Origin of the sequence: Roseateles puraquae (genome assembly GCF_002205845.1) — a bacterium.
Lineage (GTDB): Bacteria > Pseudomonadota > Gammaproteobacteria > Burkholderiales > Burkholderiaceae_C > Pelomonas > Pelomonas puraquae.
Genome location: NZ_NISI01000001.1, coordinates 909030 through 927064, shown reverse-complemented (window position 1 = coordinate 927064; position 18035 = coordinate 909030). Strand labels below are relative to the sequence as shown.

The 18035-nt window shown below is 66.2% G+C and carries 11 protein-coding genes and 6 tRNA genes; 15 read left to right on the top strand and 2 right to left on the bottom strand.

The window, feature by feature from the left end:
* Window positions 1–9 precede the first annotated feature (9 nt).
* The 11 genes from CDO81_RS04220 to CDO81_RS04170 all read left to right on the top strand — a co-directional run bounded on the left by CDO81_RS04220 (window position 10) and on the right by CDO81_RS04170 (window position 10101).
* Entirely contained in the window at window positions 10–3204 is a 3195-nt protein-coding gene (locus CDO81_RS04220; RefSeq protein WP_088481874.1) for an efflux RND transporter permease subunit, read from the top strand.
* A 137-nt stretch (window positions 3205–3341) separates the two neighbouring features.
* A tRNA-Leu gene (locus CDO81_RS04215) sits at window positions 3342–3428 on the top strand.
* A 32-nt stretch (window positions 3429–3460) separates the two neighbouring features.
* Window positions 3461–4774: a trigger factor gene (gene tig / locus CDO81_RS04210; protein WP_088481873.1), complete on the top strand. Its 1314-nt coding sequence runs from the start codon at window positions 3461–3463 to the stop codon at window positions 4772–4774.
* A 112-nt stretch (window positions 4775–4886) separates the two neighbouring features.
* Complete coding sequence (gene clpP, locus CDO81_RS04205; RefSeq protein WP_088481872.1) at window positions 4887–5495, top strand: ATP-dependent Clp endopeptidase proteolytic subunit ClpP; 609 nt, start codon at window positions 4887–4889, stop codon at window positions 5493–5495.
* A 147-nt stretch (window positions 5496–5642) separates the two neighbouring features.
* Window positions 5643–6914: an ATP-dependent Clp protease ATP-binding subunit ClpX gene (clpX, locus tag CDO81_RS04200; RefSeq protein WP_088481871.1), complete on the top strand. Its 1272-nt coding sequence runs from the start codon at window positions 5643–5645 to the stop codon at window positions 6912–6914.
* A 71-nt stretch (window positions 6915–6985) separates the two neighbouring features.
* Window positions 6986–9400 (top strand): endopeptidase La, encoded by a 2415-nt coding sequence (gene lon, locus CDO81_RS04195; RefSeq protein ID WP_088481870.1) that lies wholly within the window; start codon window positions 6986–6988, stop codon window positions 9398–9400.
* 107 nt (window positions 9401–9507) lie between these two features.
* Window positions 9508–9583, top strand: a tRNA-Gly gene (locus CDO81_RS04190).
* A 75-nt stretch (window positions 9584–9658) separates the two neighbouring features.
* Window positions 9659–9732, top strand: a tRNA-Cys gene (locus CDO81_RS04185).
* A gap of 11 nt (window positions 9733–9743) precedes the next feature.
* A tRNA-Gly gene (locus CDO81_RS04180) sits at window positions 9744–9819 on the top strand.
* Window positions 9820–9869: 50 nt separating this feature from the next.
* A tRNA-Gly gene (locus CDO81_RS04175) sits at window positions 9870–9945 on the top strand.
* 68 nt (window positions 9946–10013) lie between these two features.
* Window positions 10014–10101 (top strand) — tRNA-Leu (locus CDO81_RS04170).
* A 7-nt stretch (window positions 10102–10108) separates the two neighbouring features.
* On the opposite strand, the gene murI is transcribed toward CDO81_RS04170, so the two are convergent.
* Complete coding sequence (gene murI, locus CDO81_RS04165) at window positions 10109–10939, bottom strand: glutamate racemase (RefSeq protein WP_088481869.1); 831 nt, start codon at window positions 10937–10939, stop codon at window positions 10109–10111.
* Window positions 10940–11113: 174 nt separating this feature from the next.
* Between murI and CDO81_RS04160 the strand changes: the two genes are divergently transcribed.
* From CDO81_RS04160 to CDO81_RS04145, 4 genes are all read left to right on the top strand, one after another.
* Window positions 11114–11869 (top strand): electron transfer flavoprotein subunit beta/FixA family protein, encoded by a 756-nt coding sequence (locus tag CDO81_RS04160; protein WP_088481868.1) that lies wholly within the window; start codon window positions 11114–11116, stop codon window positions 11867–11869.
* A 27-nt stretch (window positions 11870–11896) separates the two neighbouring features.
* Entirely contained in the window at window positions 11897–12829 is a 933-nt protein-coding gene (locus CDO81_RS04155; RefSeq protein ID WP_088481867.1) for an electron transfer flavoprotein subunit alpha/FixB family protein, read from the top strand.
* Between the two features lie 76 nt (window positions 12830–12905).
* A complete protein-coding gene (locus CDO81_RS04150) occupies window positions 12906–14693 on the top strand; it encodes an acyl-CoA dehydrogenase (RefSeq protein ID WP_088481866.1) in 1788 nt (595 codons plus the stop codon).
* Between the two features lie 13 nt (window positions 14694–14706).
* Window positions 14707–15660, top strand: coding sequence for an NAD(P)H-dependent flavin oxidoreductase (locus CDO81_RS04145; RefSeq protein ID WP_088481865.1), 954 nt, complete (start codon window positions 14707–14709; stop codon window positions 15658–15660).
* A 47-nt stretch (window positions 15661–15707) separates the two neighbouring features.
* On the opposite strand, the gene CDO81_RS04140 is transcribed toward CDO81_RS04145, so the two are convergent.
* Window positions 15708–17999 (bottom strand): heavy metal translocating P-type ATPase, encoded by a 2292-nt coding sequence (locus tag CDO81_RS04140; protein ID WP_168928254.1) that lies wholly within the window; start codon window positions 17997–17999, stop codon window positions 15708–15710.
* Window positions 18000–18035 lie beyond the last annotated feature (36 nt).

Sequence of the window (18035 nt, the reverse complement as noted above, 5' to 3'; positions counted from 1 at the left end):
GGGCCGGTCATGAATTCCCCGATCACGAAACAGCCCCACGTCGGCGGCTTCAACGTCTCGCGCTGGGCGCTGGAGCACCCGGCGCTGACGCGCTACCTGATGGTGGTGCTGATGGTGATGGGCTTCGCGGCCTATTTCCAGCTCGGCCAGGACGAAGACCCGCCGTTCACTTTCCGGGCCATGGTCATCCAGGCGTTCTGGCCGGGCGCCACCGCCCAGCAGATGGCCGATCAGGTCACCGACAAGATCGAGAAGACCCTGCAGGAGGTGAACCATGCGGACAAGATCCGTTCGTACACCAAGCCGGGTGAGTCCCTGACCATCTTCCAGGTCAAGGACAACACGCCCCCGAAGGACGTGGCCGACCTCTGGTACCAGACGCGCAAAAAGATCAATGACATGCGCGCCACGCTGCCCCAGGGCGTGCTCGGGCCGGTGTTCAACGACGAGTTCGGCGATGTCTACGGCTCCATCTACGCGCTGTCGGCCGATGGCTTCAGCCGCGAAGAGCTGCGCGAGCATGCCGACCGTGTGCGCCAGGCGCTGCTGCAGGTGAAGGACGTGGCCAAGGTCGAGATCTTCGGCGTGCAGGCCGAGAAGATCTTCATCGAGGTCTCACAGAAGCGCCTGGCTCAGCTGGGCCTGGATTTCAACCAGGTCATCAGCCAGATCGGCGCGCAGAACGCGGTCGAAGGCGCGGGCGTGCTGAACGCCGGCTCGGCCAATTTCCAGGTGCGGGTGCAGGGGCAGTTCACCACCCCTCAGGCGCTGGCCGATGTGCCCATCCGGGGCGTGAACCCGGCCACCGGCGCCGCCAGTCAGCTGCGCCTGGGCGACATCGCGGACATCAAGCGCGAGTACGTGGACCCGCCGGCCACCAAGGTGTTGCACCAGGGCAAGGAAGTGCTGGCGCTGGGGGTCTCCATGGCCAAGGGCGGCGACATCATCGCCATGGGCAAGGCACTCGGCGTGACCATGAAGGGCATCGAGCGCGAGTTGCCGGCAGGCATCCACCTGGAGCAGATCCAGGACCAGCCCAAGGCCGTGACGACCTCGGTCAGCGAGTTTGTTCATGTGCTGATCGAGGCCGTCGTCATCGTGCTGGCGGTGAGCTTCGTGTCGCTGGGCCTGCACACCAGGCCGCTGCGCATCGACGTGTGGCCGGGGCTGGTGGTGGCGATCACCATCCCGCTGGTGCTGGCGATCACCTTCACCACGATGTTCTATTGGGGCGTGGGCCTGCACAAGATCTCGCTGGGCTCGCTGATCATCGCGCTCGGGCTGCTGGTGGACGACGCCATCATTGCGGTCGAGATGATGGTGCGCAAGCTCGAAGAGGGCTACGACAAGATGCACGCGGCCACCTTCGCCTACGACGTGACCGCCATGCCCATGCTGACGGGCACGCTCATCACGGCAGTCGGTTTCCTGCCCATCGGCCTGGCGAAGTCGACCGTGGGTGAGTACACGTTCGCGATCTTTGCCGTGACCGCGGCCTCCCTTGTGATCTCCTGGGTGGTGTCGGTCTACTTCGTGCCTTACCTCGGCGCGCTGCTGCTCAAGGCCAAGCCGGCGCCCGAGGGCGAGGTGCACGAGCTGTTCGACACCCCGTTCTACAACCGCTTCCGCACCGTGGTGCGCTGGTGCGTGGAGAACCGCTGGAAGACCATCGGCCTCACCTTGCTGGTGTTCGCGCTGGGCATCGTCGGCATGAGCCGCGTGCAGCAGCAGTTCTTCCCGGACTCCAGCCGCCCCGAGGTGCTGGTGGACCTGTGGCTGCCGGAGGGCGCCACCATCCAGGAGAGCGAGGCCCTGGCCAAGCGCTTCGAGGCACGCATGCTCAAGGAGCCGAGCATCGCCACCGTCACGACCTGGGTGGGTTCGGGCGTGCCGCGCTTCTACCTGCCGCTGGACCAGATCTTCCCGCAGGCCAATGTGTCGCAGGTCATCCTGGTGCCCAAGAGCCTGCCCGAGCGGGAGGAGCTGCGCAAGCGCCTGCCGGTGGTGCTGGCCGAAGAGTTCCCGGAGGCGCGCGGCCGTGTGAAGCTGCTGCCCAACGGGCCGCCGGTGCCGTACCCTGTGCAGTTCCGCGTCAGCGGCGCCGACCCCAAGGTCGTGCGCGAATGGGCCGACAAGGCCAAGGACATCCTGCGCGCCAGCCCCAACATGCGTGGCGTGAATGACAACTGGAACGAGAACGTCAAGACACTGCGCCTGAACGTCGACCAGGACAAGGCGCGGGCCCTGGGCGTGACCAGCCAGGCCCTGGCGCAGGCCTCGCGCACGCTCTTGTCGGGCACGGTCATCGGCCAGTACCGCGAAGCCGACAAGCTGATCGATATCGTGCTGCGCCAGCCGATCGACGAGCGTGCCGTCATCACGGACTTCGGCAATGCCTACCTGCCCACCACCACGGGCCGTGCCGTGCCGCTCACGCAGGTGGCCAAGCTGGAGTTCGGCTGGGAGCCGGGCGTGATGTGGCGTGAAGGTCGCGCCTATGCGGTCACGGTGCAGGGCGACGTGGCCGAAGGCCTGCAGGGCGCCACCGTCACCAAGGAAGTCTGGCCCAAGCTCGACGAACTGCAAAAGCAGATGCCGGTCGGCTACCGCATCGACATCGCCGGCGCGGTGGAGGAAAGCAGCAAGGGCCAGGGCTCGATCGCGGCGGGTGTGCCGGTGATGCTGTTCATCACCTTCACGCTGCTGATGCTGCAGCTGCAGAGCTTCAGCCGCGCCATGCTCGTGTTCCTGACCGGGCCGCTGGGGATTGCGGGCGTCGCGTTCGCGCTGCTGGTGCTGAACCGGCCCTTTGGTTTCGTGGCCTTGCTGGGCGTCATCGCGCTGATGGGCATGATCATGCGCAACTCGGTCATCCTGATCGACCAGATCGAGCAGGACCGAGCCCGCGGCGTGCCCGACTGGTCGGCCATCGTCGAGTCGGCGGTGCGGCGCTTCCGCCCGATCGTGCTGACCGCGGCGGCGGCGGTGCTGGCCATGATCCCGTTGTCGCGCAGCGTGTTCTGGGGGCCGATGGCCGTGGCCATCATGGGCGGCCTCATCGTCGCGACCGTGCTGACGCTGCTGGCGCTGCCCGCGATGTATGCCGCGTGGTTCCGCGTCATGCGCCCGCATGAAGAGGAGCAGAGCCGCCTGCACAGCCAGCTCCCGGACGCCGACGCAGACGCGCCTGGCGCCCCCGCCTGAAGCCTGTCCGCTGAGGGTTTTGCCGCCCCGCAGCTCGGGGCGGCGGGCGATGTGCGCGACGTCGCTACAATCGCCGGTTTGCCGAATCGCCTACGGGGTTGCTGCGGCACCAAACGCAGCAACTCAAAGCTAGACCCGCGCGGGTGGCGAAATTGGTAGACGCACCAGGTTTAGGTCCTGACGCCTTCACGGGCGTGCCGGTTCGAGTCCGGCCCCGCGCACCACCTCTGTCCCTTCAACTGTTCCCGAGTCCATCATGGCCGTCACCGTCGAAACCCTCGAAAAGCTGGAACGCCGCATCACCCTGCACGTGGCGGCCGCTGACATCAACAGCGAAGTCGAAGCCCGTCTGAAGAAGCTGGCCCGCACCGTCAAGGCCGACGGCTTCCGTCCCGGCAAGGTGCCGATGAACGTCGTCGCCCAGCGCTACGGCTACTCGGTGCAATACGAAGTCGTGAACGACAAGCTCGGTCAGGCCTTCAACAGCGCCGCCAACGAAGCCAATCTGCGCGTGGCCGGCATGCCCCGCATCGAGCAGAAGAACGAAGCGCCCGAGGGTCAGATGGCCTTCGACGCCACCTTCGAGGTCTACCCCGAAGTCAAGATCGGCGACCTGGCCACGGCCGAGGTCGAGCGCGTGAGCAGCGAAGTCACGGAAGAAGCCATCGACAAGACCGTCGAGATCCTGCGCAAGCAGCGCCGCAGCTTCGCCCAGCGCGCTGCCGCTGATGTCGCCCAGGCTGGCGACCGCATCACCATCGACTTCGAAGGCAAGATCGACGGCGAGCCCTTCGCCGGCGGCAAGGCCGAAGGCTTCCAGTTCCTGATCGGCGAAGGTCAGATGCTGGAGCAGTTCGACGCCGCCGTGCGTGGCATGAAGGCGGGCGAAAGCAAGACCTTCCCGCTGCAGTTCCCTGAGGACTATCACGGCAAGGACGTCGCCGGCAAGGAAGCCGACTTCCTGGTCACGGTCAAGAAGATCGAAGCCCAGCACCTGCCCGAAGTGAACGAGGCATTCGCCAAGTCGCTCGGCATCAAGGAAGCCACGGTCGAAGGCCTGCGCGCCGACATCAAGAAGAACCTCGAGCGCGAAGTGAAGTTCCGCGTGCTGGCTCGCAACAAGGGTGCCGTCATGGACGCCCTGGTCGCCGTCTCTGAACTCGACGTGCCCAACGTCCTGGTGCAGGGTGAAGCCGAGCGCATGGTCGGCCAGGCCCGCGAAGACCTGAAGAAGCGTGGTGTGAAGGACGCCGACAAGGCCGAGATCCCCGCCGACATCTTCAAGCCCCAGGCCGAGCGCCGCGTGCGCCTGGGCCTGGTGGTGGCCGAGCTGGTGCGCGCCAACAACCTGCAGGCCAAGCCGGCCCAGCTGCAGGCGCACATCGAAGAGCTGTCGCAGAGCTACGAGAAGCCCGCCGAAGTGATGCGCTGGTACCTGACCGACCGCGAGCGCATGGCGGAAGTGGAAGCCGTCGTCGTCGAGAACAACGTCACGGAATTCGTGCTGGCCAATGCCAAGGTCACCGACAAGGCCCTGCCGTTCGACGAGCTGATGGCCCAGGGCAACTGAAAGCCCTTCGCATGACGAAGGCGCCGCGCCGCAAGGCCCGGCGCCTTTTTACTTGCATGGCCATAATCTGCCCCCATAACGGTTGCAGTTGAATTTGTTTTCAAGGATCTGAATGAGCGCTCTCGACACCAGCAATCTCGGCCTCGTGCCCATGGTCATCGAACAATCGGGCCGTGGCGAACGCGCGTATGACATCTACTCGCGCCTGCTGCGTGAGCGCATCGTGTTCCTGGTGGGGCCGGTCAACGACGCCGTGGCCAACCTGGTCGTGGCCCAGTTGCTGTTCCTGGAGAGCGAGAACCCCGACAAGGAAATCTCGCTGTACATCAACAGCCCGGGCGGCAGCGTGTCGGCCGGCATGTCGATCTTCGACACCATGCAGTTCATCAAGCCCGAAGTCTCGACGCTGTGCATGGGCATGGCAGCCAGCATGGGCGCTTTCCTCCTGTCGGCCGGCGCCAAGGGCAAGCGCTTCTCGCTGCCCAACGCCAAGATCATGATCCACCAGCCGCTGGGCGGGGCGCAGGGCCAGGCGACCGACATCGAGATCCATGCGCGTGAAATCCTGAAGACGCGCGAGACCCTGAACCGCATCCTCGCCGAGCGCACGGGCCAGACGCTGGAGAAAATCCAGTCCGACACCGAGCGCGATTACTTCATGTCCGCCGTCGAAGCCCAGACCTACGGTCTGATCGATCAGGTGCTGGAACACCGGCCCTGAACCCTCAGGTCGTGAGGGGCTGTAACCGGCCCCTGGATTCATCGCGAAAACGGGGCCCTTATCCCTACAAGGGCCCCGCGATCGTTTGGACTATCATCATTCGAAGCGTTCCGCCTCGATTCATCCCGTTTTCATAGAGCAGTTCTCATGGCCGACAAAAAAGGCACCTCCAGCGAGAAAGTTCTGTACTGCTCCTTCTGCGGCAAGAGCCAGCACGAGGTCAAGAAGCTCATCGCCGGTCCGTCCGTCTTCATCTGCGATGAGTGCATCGAGCTGTGCAACGACATCGTGCGCGACGAGATCCCCGCGCCCGCGCCGGCTGCCCGCGCTGGCAAGTCCGACCTGCCCGTGCCCAGCGAGATCAAGGCGAGCCTGGATCAGTACGTCATCGGCCAGGACGTGGCCAAGCGCACACTGGCCGTGGCCGTCTACAACCACTACAAGCGGCTGCGCCACATGAGCACGGCCAAGGACTCGGTCGAGCTCTCCAAGAGCAACATCCTGCTCATCGGCCCCACCGGCTCCGGCAAGACGCTGCTGGCGCAGACGCTGGCGCGTCTGCTGAACGTGCCGTTCGTGATTGCTGACGCGACGACGCTCACCGAGGCGGGCTACGTCGGTGAAGACGTCGAGAACATCATCCAGAAGCTGCTGCAGAACTGCAACTACGACGTCGAGCGTGCGCAGCGCGGCATCGTCTACATCGACGAGATCGACAAGATCTCCCGCAAGGCCGACAACCCGTCCATCACCCGCGACGTGTCGGGCGAGGGCGTGCAGCAGGCGCTGCTCAAGCTGGTCGAAGGCACGATGGCCTCGGTGCCCCCGCAGGGCGGCCGCAAGCATCCCAACCAGGACTTCCTGCAGATCGACACGACCAACATCCTGTTCATCTGCGGCGGTGCCTTCGACGGCCTGGAGAAAGTCATCCAGAACCGCAGCGAAAAGTCGGGCATCGGTTTCGGTGCCACGGTGCGCAGCAAGAGCGAGAAGAAGGTCGGCGAGGTCTTCCGCGAGGTTGAGCCCGAAGACATCATCAAGTTCGGCCTGATTCCCGAACTGGTGGGCCGTCTGCCGGTGGTTGCCACCCTGGGCGAGCTGACCGAGGACGCGCTGATCCAGATCCTGACCGAGCCCAAGAACGCGCTGGTCAAGCAGTACCAGCAGCTGTTCGAAATGGACGGCGTCGAGCTGGAAATCCGCAAGCCGGCCCTGGCTGCCATCGCCCGCAAGGCCCTGGCCCGCAAGACCGGCGCCCGCGGCCTGCGCTCGATCATGGAGCAGTCCCTGATCGACACCATGTTCGACCTGCCCACGCTGGACGGTGTCGAGAAAGTCGTGCTGGACGAGCACAACATCGAGGACGCGACCTCGCGCCCGCTTCTGGTCTACCGCGAGCAAGCCAAGGCCAGCGCCTGAACCCGCTGACGACGCCCCCGCTTGCATTCGCCCCCTCAGGCCTGATATCGGCTTGAGAAAGAGAGGTCTTCATGTCCGGACATCCCATCCTCCCCGCCGACCCCATCACGCTGCCGCTGCTGCCGCTGCGTGACGTCGTCGTGTTCCCGCACATGGTCATCCCGCTGTTCGTCGGGCGCCCCAAGTCCATCAAGGCTCTGGAAGCCGCGATGGAAGCCGGCCGCCAGATCATGCTGGTCGCGCAAAAGGCGGCCGGCAAGGACGAGCCCAAGCCCGAGGACATGTTCGAGGTCGGTTGCGTCTCCAGCATCCTGCAGATGCTCAAGCTGCCCGATGGCACCGTGAAGGTGCTGGTGGAAGGCCTGCAGCGCGCCACGACCCAGTCCATCACCGAGCCGGGTGAGCACTTCGTCGCCGAAGTGACCCCCATCCCGCCCGAGACCGAGCATGCGCCCGAGGTGGAGGCGCTGCGCCGCGCCGTGACGCAGCAGTTCGACCAGTACGTCAAGCTCAACAAGAAGATCCCGCCCGAGATCCTCACGTCCATCGGCGGCATCGACGACCCGGGCCGTCTGGCTGACACCATCGCCGCGCATCTGCCGCTCAAGCTCGATGCCAAGCAGGCCGTGCTCGACCTGGCCGACGTCGCCAAGCGCCTGGAAAAGCTGCTCGATCTGCTCGAGCATGAAGTCGACATCCTGCAGGTCGAAAAGCGCATCCGTGGCCGCGTGAAGCGCCAGATGGAGAAGAGCCAGCGCGAGTACTACCTGAACGAGCAGGTCAAGGCCATCCAGAAGGAGCTCGGCGACGGTGAAGACGGCGCCGACATGGAGGAGCTCGAAAAGAAGATCCTCGCCGCCAAGATGCCCAAGGAGGCCCGCAAGAAGGCCGACGCCGAGCTCAAGAAGCTCAAGCTGATGTCGCCCATGTCCGCCGAGGCGACCGTGGTGCGCAACTACATCGACACGCTGGTCAACCTGCCCTGGAGCAAGAAGACCAAGATCAAGCATGACCTCAAGAATGCCGAGGACGTGCTCAACGAAGACCACTATGGCCTCGAGAAGGTCAAGGACCGCATCCTTGAATACCTCGCGGTGCAGCAGCGCGTGGACAAGGTCAAGGCGCCCATCCTGTGCCTGGTCGGCCCTCCGGGCGTCGGCAAGACCTCGCTCGGCCAGAGCGTGGCGCGCGCCACCGGCCGCAAGTTCGTCCGCATGGCGCTGGGCGGCGTGCGCGACGAAGCCGAGATCCGCGGTCACCGCCGCACCTACATCGGCTCCATGCCGGGCAAGGTGCTGCAGTCGTTGACCAAGGTCGGCACGCGCAACCCGCTGTTCCTGCTCGACGAGATCGACAAGCTCGGCATGGACTTCCGTGGCGACCCGTCGTCGGCGCTGTTGGAGGTGCTCGACCCGGAGCAGAACCACACCTTCGGTGACCACTACATCGAGGTGGACTTCGACCTGTCGGACGTGATGTTCGTCGCCACCTCGAACTCGATGAACATTCCGCCGGCCCTGCTGGATCGGATGGAAGTCATCCGCCTGTCGGGCTACACCGAGGACGAGAAGGTCAACATCGCGCAGACCTACCTGCTGCCCAAGCAACGCAAGAACAACGGCGTGCTGGACGAAGAGCTGGAAGTCACCGAGTCGGCCATCCGTGGCGTGATCCGTTACTACACGCGGGAAGCCGGCGTGCGGTCGCTCGAGCGCGAAATGTCCAAGATCTGCCGCAAGGTGGTGAAGGGCATCCAGCTCAAGACCTACGAAGGCAAGGTCGTCGTCACGGAAGAAAACCTTCACGACTTCCTCGGCGTGCGCAAGTACGACTTCGGTCGTGCCGAGAAGAAGAACCAGGTCGGCCAGGTGGTGGGCCTCGCGTGGACCGAAGTGGGCGGCGACCTGCTGACCATCGAAGCCACGGCCATGCCGGGCAAGGGCAACATCATCCGCACGGGTTCGCTGGGCGACGTGATGAAGGAATCGGTCGAGGCGGCACGCACGGTCGTGCGGTCGCGCGCCCGGCGCCTGGGCATCAAGGATGAGGTCTTCGAGAAGCGCGACGTGCACGTGCACGTGCCTGACGGCGCCACGCCCAAGGACGGCCCGAGCGCGGGTGCTGCCATGACCACGGCCTTCGTGTCGGCCCTGACGGGCATTCCGGTGCGCGCCGACGTGGCGATGACCGGCGAGATCACGCTGCGCGGCGAGGTCACGGCGATCGGCGGCTTGAAGGAGAAGCTGCTCGCGGCCCACCGCGGCGGCATCAAGACGGTCATGATTCCGGAAGAGAACGTCAAAGACCTGCAGGACATCCCGGAGAACGTGAAGAACCAGCTCGAGATCGTGCCGGTGCGCTGGATCGAGCGGGTGCTGGAAGTGGCGCTGGAATCCGTGCCGACGCCGCTGCCGGACGAGGAAGTGCCGGTGGCCGCTGCAAAGCCGGAAGAGGGCGCCGCCGCGAGCACGACGGTTCCTCATTGAGAAAGTCGAACTGGCTTGCAATCCGCCAAAAAATTGGATTACAATGCCAGCTTCGCTAGATCGCAGAGAGTGATCAAAACGATCCAGCGAACAATTGCGAAAGCAATGCGGGTGTAGCTCAGTTGGTAGAGCGCAACCTTGCCAAGGTTGAGGTCACGAGTTCGAGCCTCGTTACCCGCTCCAGGTTCTAGAGAAGGGAAGCCCCGGCTTCCCTTTTTCGTCAAAGTCGCACCAACGGTTTTGATCAGGGTTTACGGCGGCGCGATAGCAAAGCGGTTATGCCCCGGATTGCAAATCCGGTTAGTCCGGTTCGACTCCGGATCGCGCCTCCAAAACGCATATTGCGGGTGTAGCTCAGTTGGTAGAGCGCAACCTTGCCAAGGTTGAGGTCACGAGTTCGAGCCTCGTTACCCGCTCCAGTAAAAGTCGGTCGCACCGACGTCCAGCCCCGGCAGGCTGAACGAAATGCGCGGGTGTAGCTCAGTTGGTAGAGCGCAACCTTGCCAAGGTTGAGGTCACGAGTTCGAGCCTCGTTACCCGCTCCAAATCACGGGAGATTCGAGAGATCGAGTCTCCCGTTTTCTTTTGTGCCGCCGCAGATAATGCCGGCGCCGCCCGGGTGGCGAAATCGGTAAACGCAGCGGACTTAAAATCCGCCGCCCTCAACAGGCGTACGGGTTCAAGTCCCGTCCCGGGCACCAAATCGACTCAAACGGTCTGCCCTTGCAGGCCGTTTGCGCTTTCAGGCCGCCAGGCCTGCACCTCGACGTCCGTCCACCCCAGGACCTCCGCCATCCACGCCTTCAGCGCGTGCGCGTCGCCGCTGGTTTCCACCGCAAGTCGGGCGGCGTCAGTGGGCAACGGCGGCCAAAGGTCGGCGGCGCGACGAGCGACCGCCGTCTCGATCCGCAGCAAGGTCACCGCGGGGCCGAGCGCCTCGCGCCACAGCGGCTCGATCAGCGGGAAGTGCGTGCAACCGAGCAGGGCGGTGTCGACGCCTGCTTCCAGCAGCGGGGCGCAGTGCCGCGCCACCAGGGCCTGCAGTTCGGGGCTGCCCAGATCGCCCGCCTCGATGTGATCGACCACGCCTGCGCAGCCCTGCACAGTCACCTCATGGCCCGCCGCATGCCGTTCGATCAAGGCATGCAGCCGCGCGCTGCGGGCGGTCGCCGGGGTTGCAAGCAGTCCGATGCGGCCGTTGGCGGACGCGGCCACCGCCGGCTTGATGCCCGGCTCGGTGCCCACGAAGGGCACCGCAGGCCATTGCTGCCGCAGGGCATCGATCGCATGCGCCGTGGCGGTATTGCAGGCAATGACGATGAGCCGCGCGCCCTGCGCGATGAGGTGCTCGGTGATCGCGAAGCTGCGCGCCCGGATCTCTTCCGGGGTGCGGCTGCCGTACGGTGCGTAGGCCGTGTCGGCAAGGTAGCGCAGGCGTGCGTGCGGCAGCAGGGTGCGCAGTTCGCGCAGCACCGTGAACCCGCCGACGCCCGAGTCGAAGACGCCGATCTCGCGGCGTGTGGTGAGGTCGATCTGCATGGGGCCAAGCAGTCTAGCTTCGCGATTCGAGAGGCCTCTCCAAAAACTCTTTGTAGAGGGCTGTCGCGGGTCTGGCTAGAATCGAACGATCGTGCTTTTTTATGCACCGTTGTCCTGGGATGCGCCCGTAGAATCCCCGGTTAACGTTTACGTCAATTCGAGCTGGAGTTTTCGATGAAGGTCTTGGTTCCTGTCAAACGCGTCGTCGACTACAACGTCAAGGTGCGCGTCAAGAGCGACGGCACGGGCGTCGACATCGCCAACGTGAAGATGTCCATGAACCCCTTCGACGAGATCGCCGTCGAAGAGGCGGTGCGCCTGAAGGAAAAGGGCGCCGTCACCGAGGTGATCGCCGTGTCCTGTGGTGTCACGCAATGCCAGGAGACCCTGCGCACCGCCATGGCGATCGGCGCCGATCGCGCCATCCTGGTGGAGACCGCCGCTGATGTCGAATTGCAGCCGCTGGCCGTGGCCAAGCTGCTCAAGGCGCTGGTCGACAAGGAAGGCCCGAGCCTGGTCATCCTGGGCAAGCAGGCCATCGACGACGATTGCAACCAGACCGGCCAGATGCTGGCGGCCCTCACCGGCATGCCTCAGGGCACTTTCGCTTCCAAGGTGGAAGTGGCCGGCGACAAGGTCAACGTGACGCGTGAAGTGGACGGCGGCCTCGAGACTGTGGCGCTCAGCCTGCCGGCCGTCGTGACGACTGACCTGCGCCTGAACGAGCCGCGCTACGTCACGCTGCCCAACATCATGAAGGCCAAGAAGAAGCCGCTGGACGTCGTCAAGCCGGCCGACCTGGGCGTGGACGTGACGCCGCGCATCAAGACGCTGAAGGTCAGCGAGCCGCCCAAGCGCGGCGCAGGTGTGAAGGTGCCGGATGTGGCCACCCTCGTCACCAAGCTGAAGACCGAAGCCAAGGTCATCTAAGGCCGTATCGAATCTGGAGACTCTGACATGACCGCACTCGTCATTGCCGAACACGACAACGCCTCGATCAAGGGCGCCACGCTGAACACCGTCACCGCCGCGGCCGCCCTGGGTGGCGAAGTGCACGTGCTGGTGGCCGGCCACAACGCCGGTGCCGCCGCTGCCGCCGCCGCGCAGATCGCCGGTGTGGCCAAGGTGCTGCACGCCGATGCCGCCGCCCTGGCCGAAGGCCTGGCCGAGAACGTCGCGGCGCAAGTGATCGCGCTGGCTTCCGGCTACAGCCACATCCTCTTTCCCGCCACCGCCGCCGGCAAGAACGTCGCCCCGCGTGTGGCCGCGCTGCTGGACGTGGGCCAGATCAGCGACATCACCAAGGTGGTCAGCGCCGACACCTTCGAGCGCCCGATCTACGCCGGCAACGCCATTGCCACCGTGCAGAGCGCCGACGCCACCAAGGTCATCACCGTGCGCACGACCGGCTTCGACCCGGCCGCAGCCTCGGGCGGTTCGGCTGCCGTGGAATCGGCCGCTGCGGCCGCTGACAGCGGCAAGAGCAGCTTCGTCGGCCGTGAGGTCACCAAGAGCGACCGCCCCGAGCTGACCGCTGCCAAGATCATCGTGTCGGGTGGCCGCGCGCTGGGCTCCAACGAGAAGTTCATGGAAGTGCTGACGCCGCTGGCCGACAAGCTCGGCGCCGCGCTGGGCGCCTCGCGCGCCGCGGTGGATGCGGGCTACGCGCCCAACGACTGGCAGGTCGGCCAGACCGGCAAGATCGTGGCGCCGCAGCTGTACGTGGCCGCCGGCATCTCCGGTGCCATCCAGCACCTGGCTGGCATGAAGGACTCCAAGGTCATCGTGGCCATCAACAAGGACCCCGAGGCGCCGATCTTCTCGGTGGCCGACTACGGCCTCGAAGCTGACCTGTTCACGGCCGTGCCGGAACTCGTGAACGCGCTGTAAGCCACGCAAAGACTGCACCGGGCGCCCCCGACTCCGGTCGTTGCGGCGCCCTTTTTGTATCCGCCTGGAGGAACAAATGAGTTACCAAGCTCCCGTCAAGGACATGCTCTTCAACATCCAGCACCTCGCTGGCCTGGAGACGCTGACGCAGCAGATTCCCGCCTTCGCCGACTTTGGCCTCGACACCGCGGGTGCCGTGCTCGAGGAATGCGCCAAGCTGACGCAGGACGTCATCGCGCCGCTGAACTGGGAAGGCGACAAGAACCCCTCGTTCTGGAAGGACGGCCAGGTCACGACGACGCCCGGCTTCAAGGAGGCCTTCCGGGCCTATGCCGAGGGCGGCTGGCAGGGTCTGCAGCACCCGACCGACTTCGGTGGCCAGGGGGCGCCCAAGACGATCGCCGCGGCCTGCAACGAGATGCTGCAGGCGGCCAACATGAGCTTCGCGCTCTGCCCGCTGCTGACCGACGGCGCGGTGGAAGCGCTGCTGACCGCGGGCAGCCCCGAGCAGCAGGCCACCTTCATCCCGCCGCTGCTGGAAGGCCGCTGGACGGGCACCATGAACCTCACCGAGCCGCAGGCCGGCTCGGACCTGGCCTTGGTGCGCACCCGCGCCGAGCCGCAGCCTGACGGCACCTACAAGATCTTCGGCACCAAGATCTTCATCACCTACGGTGAGCACGACATGGCTGAGAACATCGTGCACCTCGTGCTGGCCCGCGTGGTGGGCGCCCCCGAGGGGGTGAAGGGCATCAGCCTGTTCATCGTGCCGAAGTTCCTCGTCAACGCGGATGGCTCCCTGGGGGCGCGCAACGACGCGCACTGCGTGTCCATCGAGCACAAGATGGGCATCAAGGCCAGCCCGACCGCCGTGCTGCAGTTCGGCGACCACGGCGGCGCCATCGGCCAGCTGATCGGTGAAGAGAACCGCGGCCTGGAGTACATGTTCATCATGATGAACGCCGCCCGCTACGGCGTGGGCGTGCAGGGCATCGGCATTGCTGACCGCGCCTACCAGAAGGCCGTGGCTTATGCGAAAGACCGCGTGCAGTCCCGCCCCGTGGACGGCTCCAAGCCTGGTAGTGCCACCATCATTCACCACCCCGACGTGCGCCGCATGCTGATGACGATGCGTGCGCTCACCGAAGGCTGCCGCGCGATGGCCAGCACCGCCGCTGCCGCCTTCGACGCCGCCCACCATCACCCCGACGCCGACGCGCGCAAGCAGAACCAGGCCTTCTACGACTTCATGGTGCCGCTGGTGAAGGGCTACAGCACCGAAATGAGCCTGGAGGTCACCTCGCTGGGCGTGCAGGTGCATGGCGGCATGGGCTTCATCGAGGAAACGGGCGCGGCGCAGTACTACCGCGACGCCAAGATCCTGACGATCTACGAAGGCACGACCGCCATCCAGGCGAACGACCTCGTTGGCCGCAAGACGGCGCGTGACGGCGGCCAGCTGGCGCGCGGCATCGCGGGGCAGATCGAAGTCACCGAAGGCCAGCTCGCCCAGCGCGACAGCGCCGCTGCCCGCGCCGTGCTCAAGGCCCTGCGCGCCGCGCGCGAGGACTTCCTGGCCGCGGTGGACTACATCGCCGGCTCGGCCAAGGCCAACCCGAACGCCGCCTATGCCGGCTCGGTGCCCTACCTGATGCTGGCGGGCAACCTGGTGGCCGGCTGGCAACTCGCCCGCGCGCTGATCGTGGCTGAAGACGCCTTGGCGACTGACAAGCCCTTCATGCAAGCCAAGATCGCCACGGCGCGTTTCTACGCCGAGCACATCCTGCCGCGCACCGGCGCACTGCGCAGTGCCATCGTCGATGGCGCCGACAGCGTGACCGAACTGAGCCTCGAAGCTTTCTGACGGAGACATCCCCTTGGCATTGCCCGACATCCTGAAGAACCTGCCGCTGCCGGTCATCGGCTCGCCGCTGTTCATCATCAGCAACCCCAAGCTCGTCATCGAGCAGTGCAAGGCCGGCGTCGTCGGCTCAATGCCGGCGCTCAACGCGCGTCCGGCCGAACTGCTCGACGAGTGGCTGGCCGAGATCACCGAGACCCTGGCCGCCTACAACAAGGCCAACCCGGACAAGCCCGCCGCGCCGTTTGCCATCAACCAGATCGTGCACAAGAGCAATGAGCGGCTCGAACACGACATGGCGGTGTGCGCCAAGTACAAGGTGCCCATCGTCATCACCAGCCTCGGTGCGCGTGAGGACGTGAACCAGGCCGTGCATGCCTGGGGCGGCATCGTGCTGCACGACATCATCAACAACAAGTTCGCCAGGAAGGCCATCGAGAAGGGCGCCGACGGCCTCATCGCGGTGGCGGCCGGCGCGGGCGGTCATGCGGGTGTGAAGAGCCCCTTCGCGCTGGTCCAGGAAATCCGCGAATGGTTCGACGGCCCGCTGGCGCTGTCGGGCTCCATGGCCACGGGCGATGCGGTGCTGGCGGCCCAGGCGATGGGGGCCGATCTGGCCTATATCGGCTCCGCCTTCATCGCCACCGAAGAGGCCCGTGCGAGTGCCGACTACAAGCAGATGATCGTCGACAGCAACAGCGACGACATCGTCTACAGCAACCTCTTCACCGGCGTGCATGGCAACTACCTGCGCGGCTCCGTGGTGGCGGCCGGCCTGGACCCGGACAACCTGCCCGAAAGTGACCCGAGCAAGATGAACTTCGGTGGCGGTGCGGCCAAGGCCTGGAAAGACATCTGGGGCAGTGGCCAGGGCATCGGGGCGGTCAAGCAGGTGGTGCCTGCCGGCGAGCTGGTGGCGCGCCTGAAGCGCGAGTACGCCGCCGCGCGCCAGCGCCTGGCGCTGGCCTGACGCTGCGCCTGCGCTGACACGGCCGCCCTCGGGCGGCCGTGGTCGTTTCAAAGGCGCAGCAGCCGCAGGCCGTTGAAGACCACCAGCAGGCTCGCGCCCATGTCGGCGAACACCGCCATCCACATGGTCGCGTTGCCGAACACCGCCAGCACGAAGAACACGGCCTTGATGCCCAGCGCCAGCGCGATGTTCTGCCACAGCAGCGCATGGGTGCGGCGCGACAGGCGGATGGTGTCGGCCACCTTGCGCAGGTCGTCGTTCATGATGAGGACATCCGCGGCTTCCTTCGCGGTGTCGGTGCCGGCGGCGCCCATCGAGAAGCCGACCGTGGCCGTGGCCAGGCTCGGCGAATCGTTCACGCCGTCGCCCACCATGCCCACCGGCCCGCGCTGAGCCAACTCGCTGACGGCCGCCAGCTTGTCCTGCGGTAGCAGTTGCGCCCGCACGTCGTCGATGCCCAGCTGCTGCGCGATGGCGTGGGCGGTGGCGGCGTTGTCGCCCGTCAGCATCACCGGCTGCACGCCCAGGGCGCGCAGGTCCGACACCGCTTCGGCGCTGCTGGGCTTGACGCGGTCCGCCACGGCAAAGAGTGCGAGCACGCGCTCGCCGTCGGCCAGCAGTGACACCGTGCGACCCTGCGCTTCGTGCGCCTGCATCAGCGCTTCGAGCGCGGGCGTGTACAGGCCGTGCTCATGCATCCAGCGGTGGTTGCCCAGCCGCAGTAACGCGTTGCCAATGCGGCCTTGCACACCGCGGCCCGGCTCGGCATTGAAGTCGTCCACAGCCAGGGCTTCGCCCGACAGACCCTGGGCGATGGCCTGAGAGACCGGATGGTCGGAGCGGGACGCGAGGCTCCGTGCCTGACCCAGCACCGTATCTGGCGCGAGATCGCTGGCCAGCACTTCGTGGTGGGCCAGCGTGGGGCGCCCCTCGGTCAGCGTGCCGGTCTTGTCCAGCGCCAGCACCCGCAGGCGCCGGGCCTGCTCCAGGTGGACGCCGCCCTTGATCAGGATGCCGCGCCGCGCGGCGGCGGCCAGGCCGCTGACGATGGTCACCGGCGTGGAGATGACCAGGGCGCAAGGACAGGCAATGACCAGCAGCACCAGCGCCTTGTAAAGCCCCGTGAGCCAAGGCCAGCCCAGCAGCAGTGGCGTGCCGACGGCGACCGCCAGTGCCAGCAGAAACACGACGGGCGTGTAGACGGCAGCAAAGCGGTCGACGAAGCGCTGTGTCGGCGCACGCTGGCCCTGCGCGGCCTCCACCGCATGGATGATGCCGGCCAGCACGGTGTCGCCCGCTGGCCGCGTGACCTCGAAGCTCAGCGCGCCGCTCTGATTGATGGTGCCGGCGTAGACCTCGTCGCCCGGCGTCTTGTCGACGGGCAGGCTCTCGCCAGTGACCGGCGATTGGTCGACGGCACCGCGGCCTTCGGTCACGCGGCCGTCCAGCGCGAAGCGCTCACCCGGCTTCACCCGCACGAGCGCTCCCACGGGCACCGTCTTCGCGGGCTGTCGTTCCCAGCGGCCGTCCGACTGCCGCACCTCGGCAGTCTCGGGCGCGAGGGCCAGCAGGCCGGTGATGGCCCGGCGGGCGCGCTCGACGGAGCGCGCCTCGATCAACTCGGCCAGCGAATACAGCGCCATCACCATGGCCGCCTCGGGCCATTGCCCGATCAGGAAGGCGCCGGTCACGGCCACCGACATCAGCGCGTTGATGTTGAGCTGGCCGCGCAGCAGAGAAGCCACGCCCTTGCGGAACACCGACAGTCCCGACAGCGCGATGGCGAGCGCCGCGATGGCCATGCCGATGGCCTGCCAAGGCAGGCTGTCGGGCGCAAGGTAGTGCGTCAGCTCCGCCGCCACGGCCACGCCGAGGGCCGCCAGGAGCCGCGCGAGTTCAAGGCGCTGCTGGCGCCTGACGTCTTCGGTCGCGGGGGGCGCGCTGAGGGCTTGGGCCTGGAAGCCGGCGCGGGTGATGGCTTGCGTCACCGTGGGCCAGACGGCCGGTGGCGCATCCACATGCAGGGCACGGGCGGGCAGGTCGAAGCGCAGGCCGTTGACGCCGCTGATGCCCTCCAGCGCCCGGCGAATCTGGCCTTCCTCGGTCGGGCAGTCCATGGCGGGGATGCGCAGCAGCAAGGCGTTGCCGTCAGCTTCGGCGGACAGGGTGGGCAAGGGCGCTGCGGCACTGGTGCACGAACTGCCGTGGCAGCAGGCTGGGGCAACGGGCTCATGTTCATGCCCATGCGTGTGGCCGTGGTGGTGACCGTGGTCGTGGGTCTCGGCGTGGTCGTGCATTCCGGTCAAGTTGCTCATGGCGAATGTCCTGGTTGCAGGCATTGGAATCCCTGGAGCAACTCCAGAGTCAAGTCCCTA

What these genes read in the sequence shown, in the direction of transcription:
- CDO81_RS04220 (WP_088481874.1), top strand. Translation starts at nt 10, where the DNA reads ATGAATTCCCCGATCACGAAACAGCCCCACGTCGGCGGCTTCAACGTC.
- tig (WP_088481873.1), top strand. Translation starts at nt 3,461, where the DNA reads ATGGCCGTCACCGTCGAAACCCTCGAAAAGCTGGAACGCCGCATCACC.
- clpP (WP_088481872.1), top strand. Translation starts at nt 4,887, where the DNA reads ATGAGCGCTCTCGACACCAGCAATCTCGGCCTCGTGCCCATGGTCATC.
- clpX (WP_088481871.1), top strand. Translation starts at nt 5,643, where the DNA reads ATGGCCGACAAAAAAGGCACCTCCAGCGAGAAAGTTCTGTACTGCTCC.
- lon (WP_088481870.1), top strand. Translation starts at nt 6,986, where the DNA reads ATGTCCGGACATCCCATCCTCCCCGCCGACCCCATCACGCTGCCGCTG.
- murI (WP_088481869.1), bottom strand. Translation starts at nt 10,939, where the DNA reads ATGCAGATCGACCTCACCACACGCCGCGAGATCGGCGTCTTCGACTCG.
- CDO81_RS04160 (WP_088481868.1), top strand. Translation starts at nt 11,114, where the DNA reads ATGAAGGTCTTGGTTCCTGTCAAACGCGTCGTCGACTACAACGTCAAG.
- CDO81_RS04155 (WP_088481867.1), top strand. Translation starts at nt 11,897, where the DNA reads ATGACCGCACTCGTCATTGCCGAACACGACAACGCCTCGATCAAGGGC.
- CDO81_RS04150 (WP_088481866.1), top strand. Translation starts at nt 12,906, where the DNA reads ATGAGTTACCAAGCTCCCGTCAAGGACATGCTCTTCAACATCCAGCAC.
- CDO81_RS04140 (WP_168928254.1), bottom strand. Translation starts at nt 17,999, where the DNA reads ATGCCTGCAACCAGGACATTCGCCATGAGCAACTTGACCGGAATGCAC.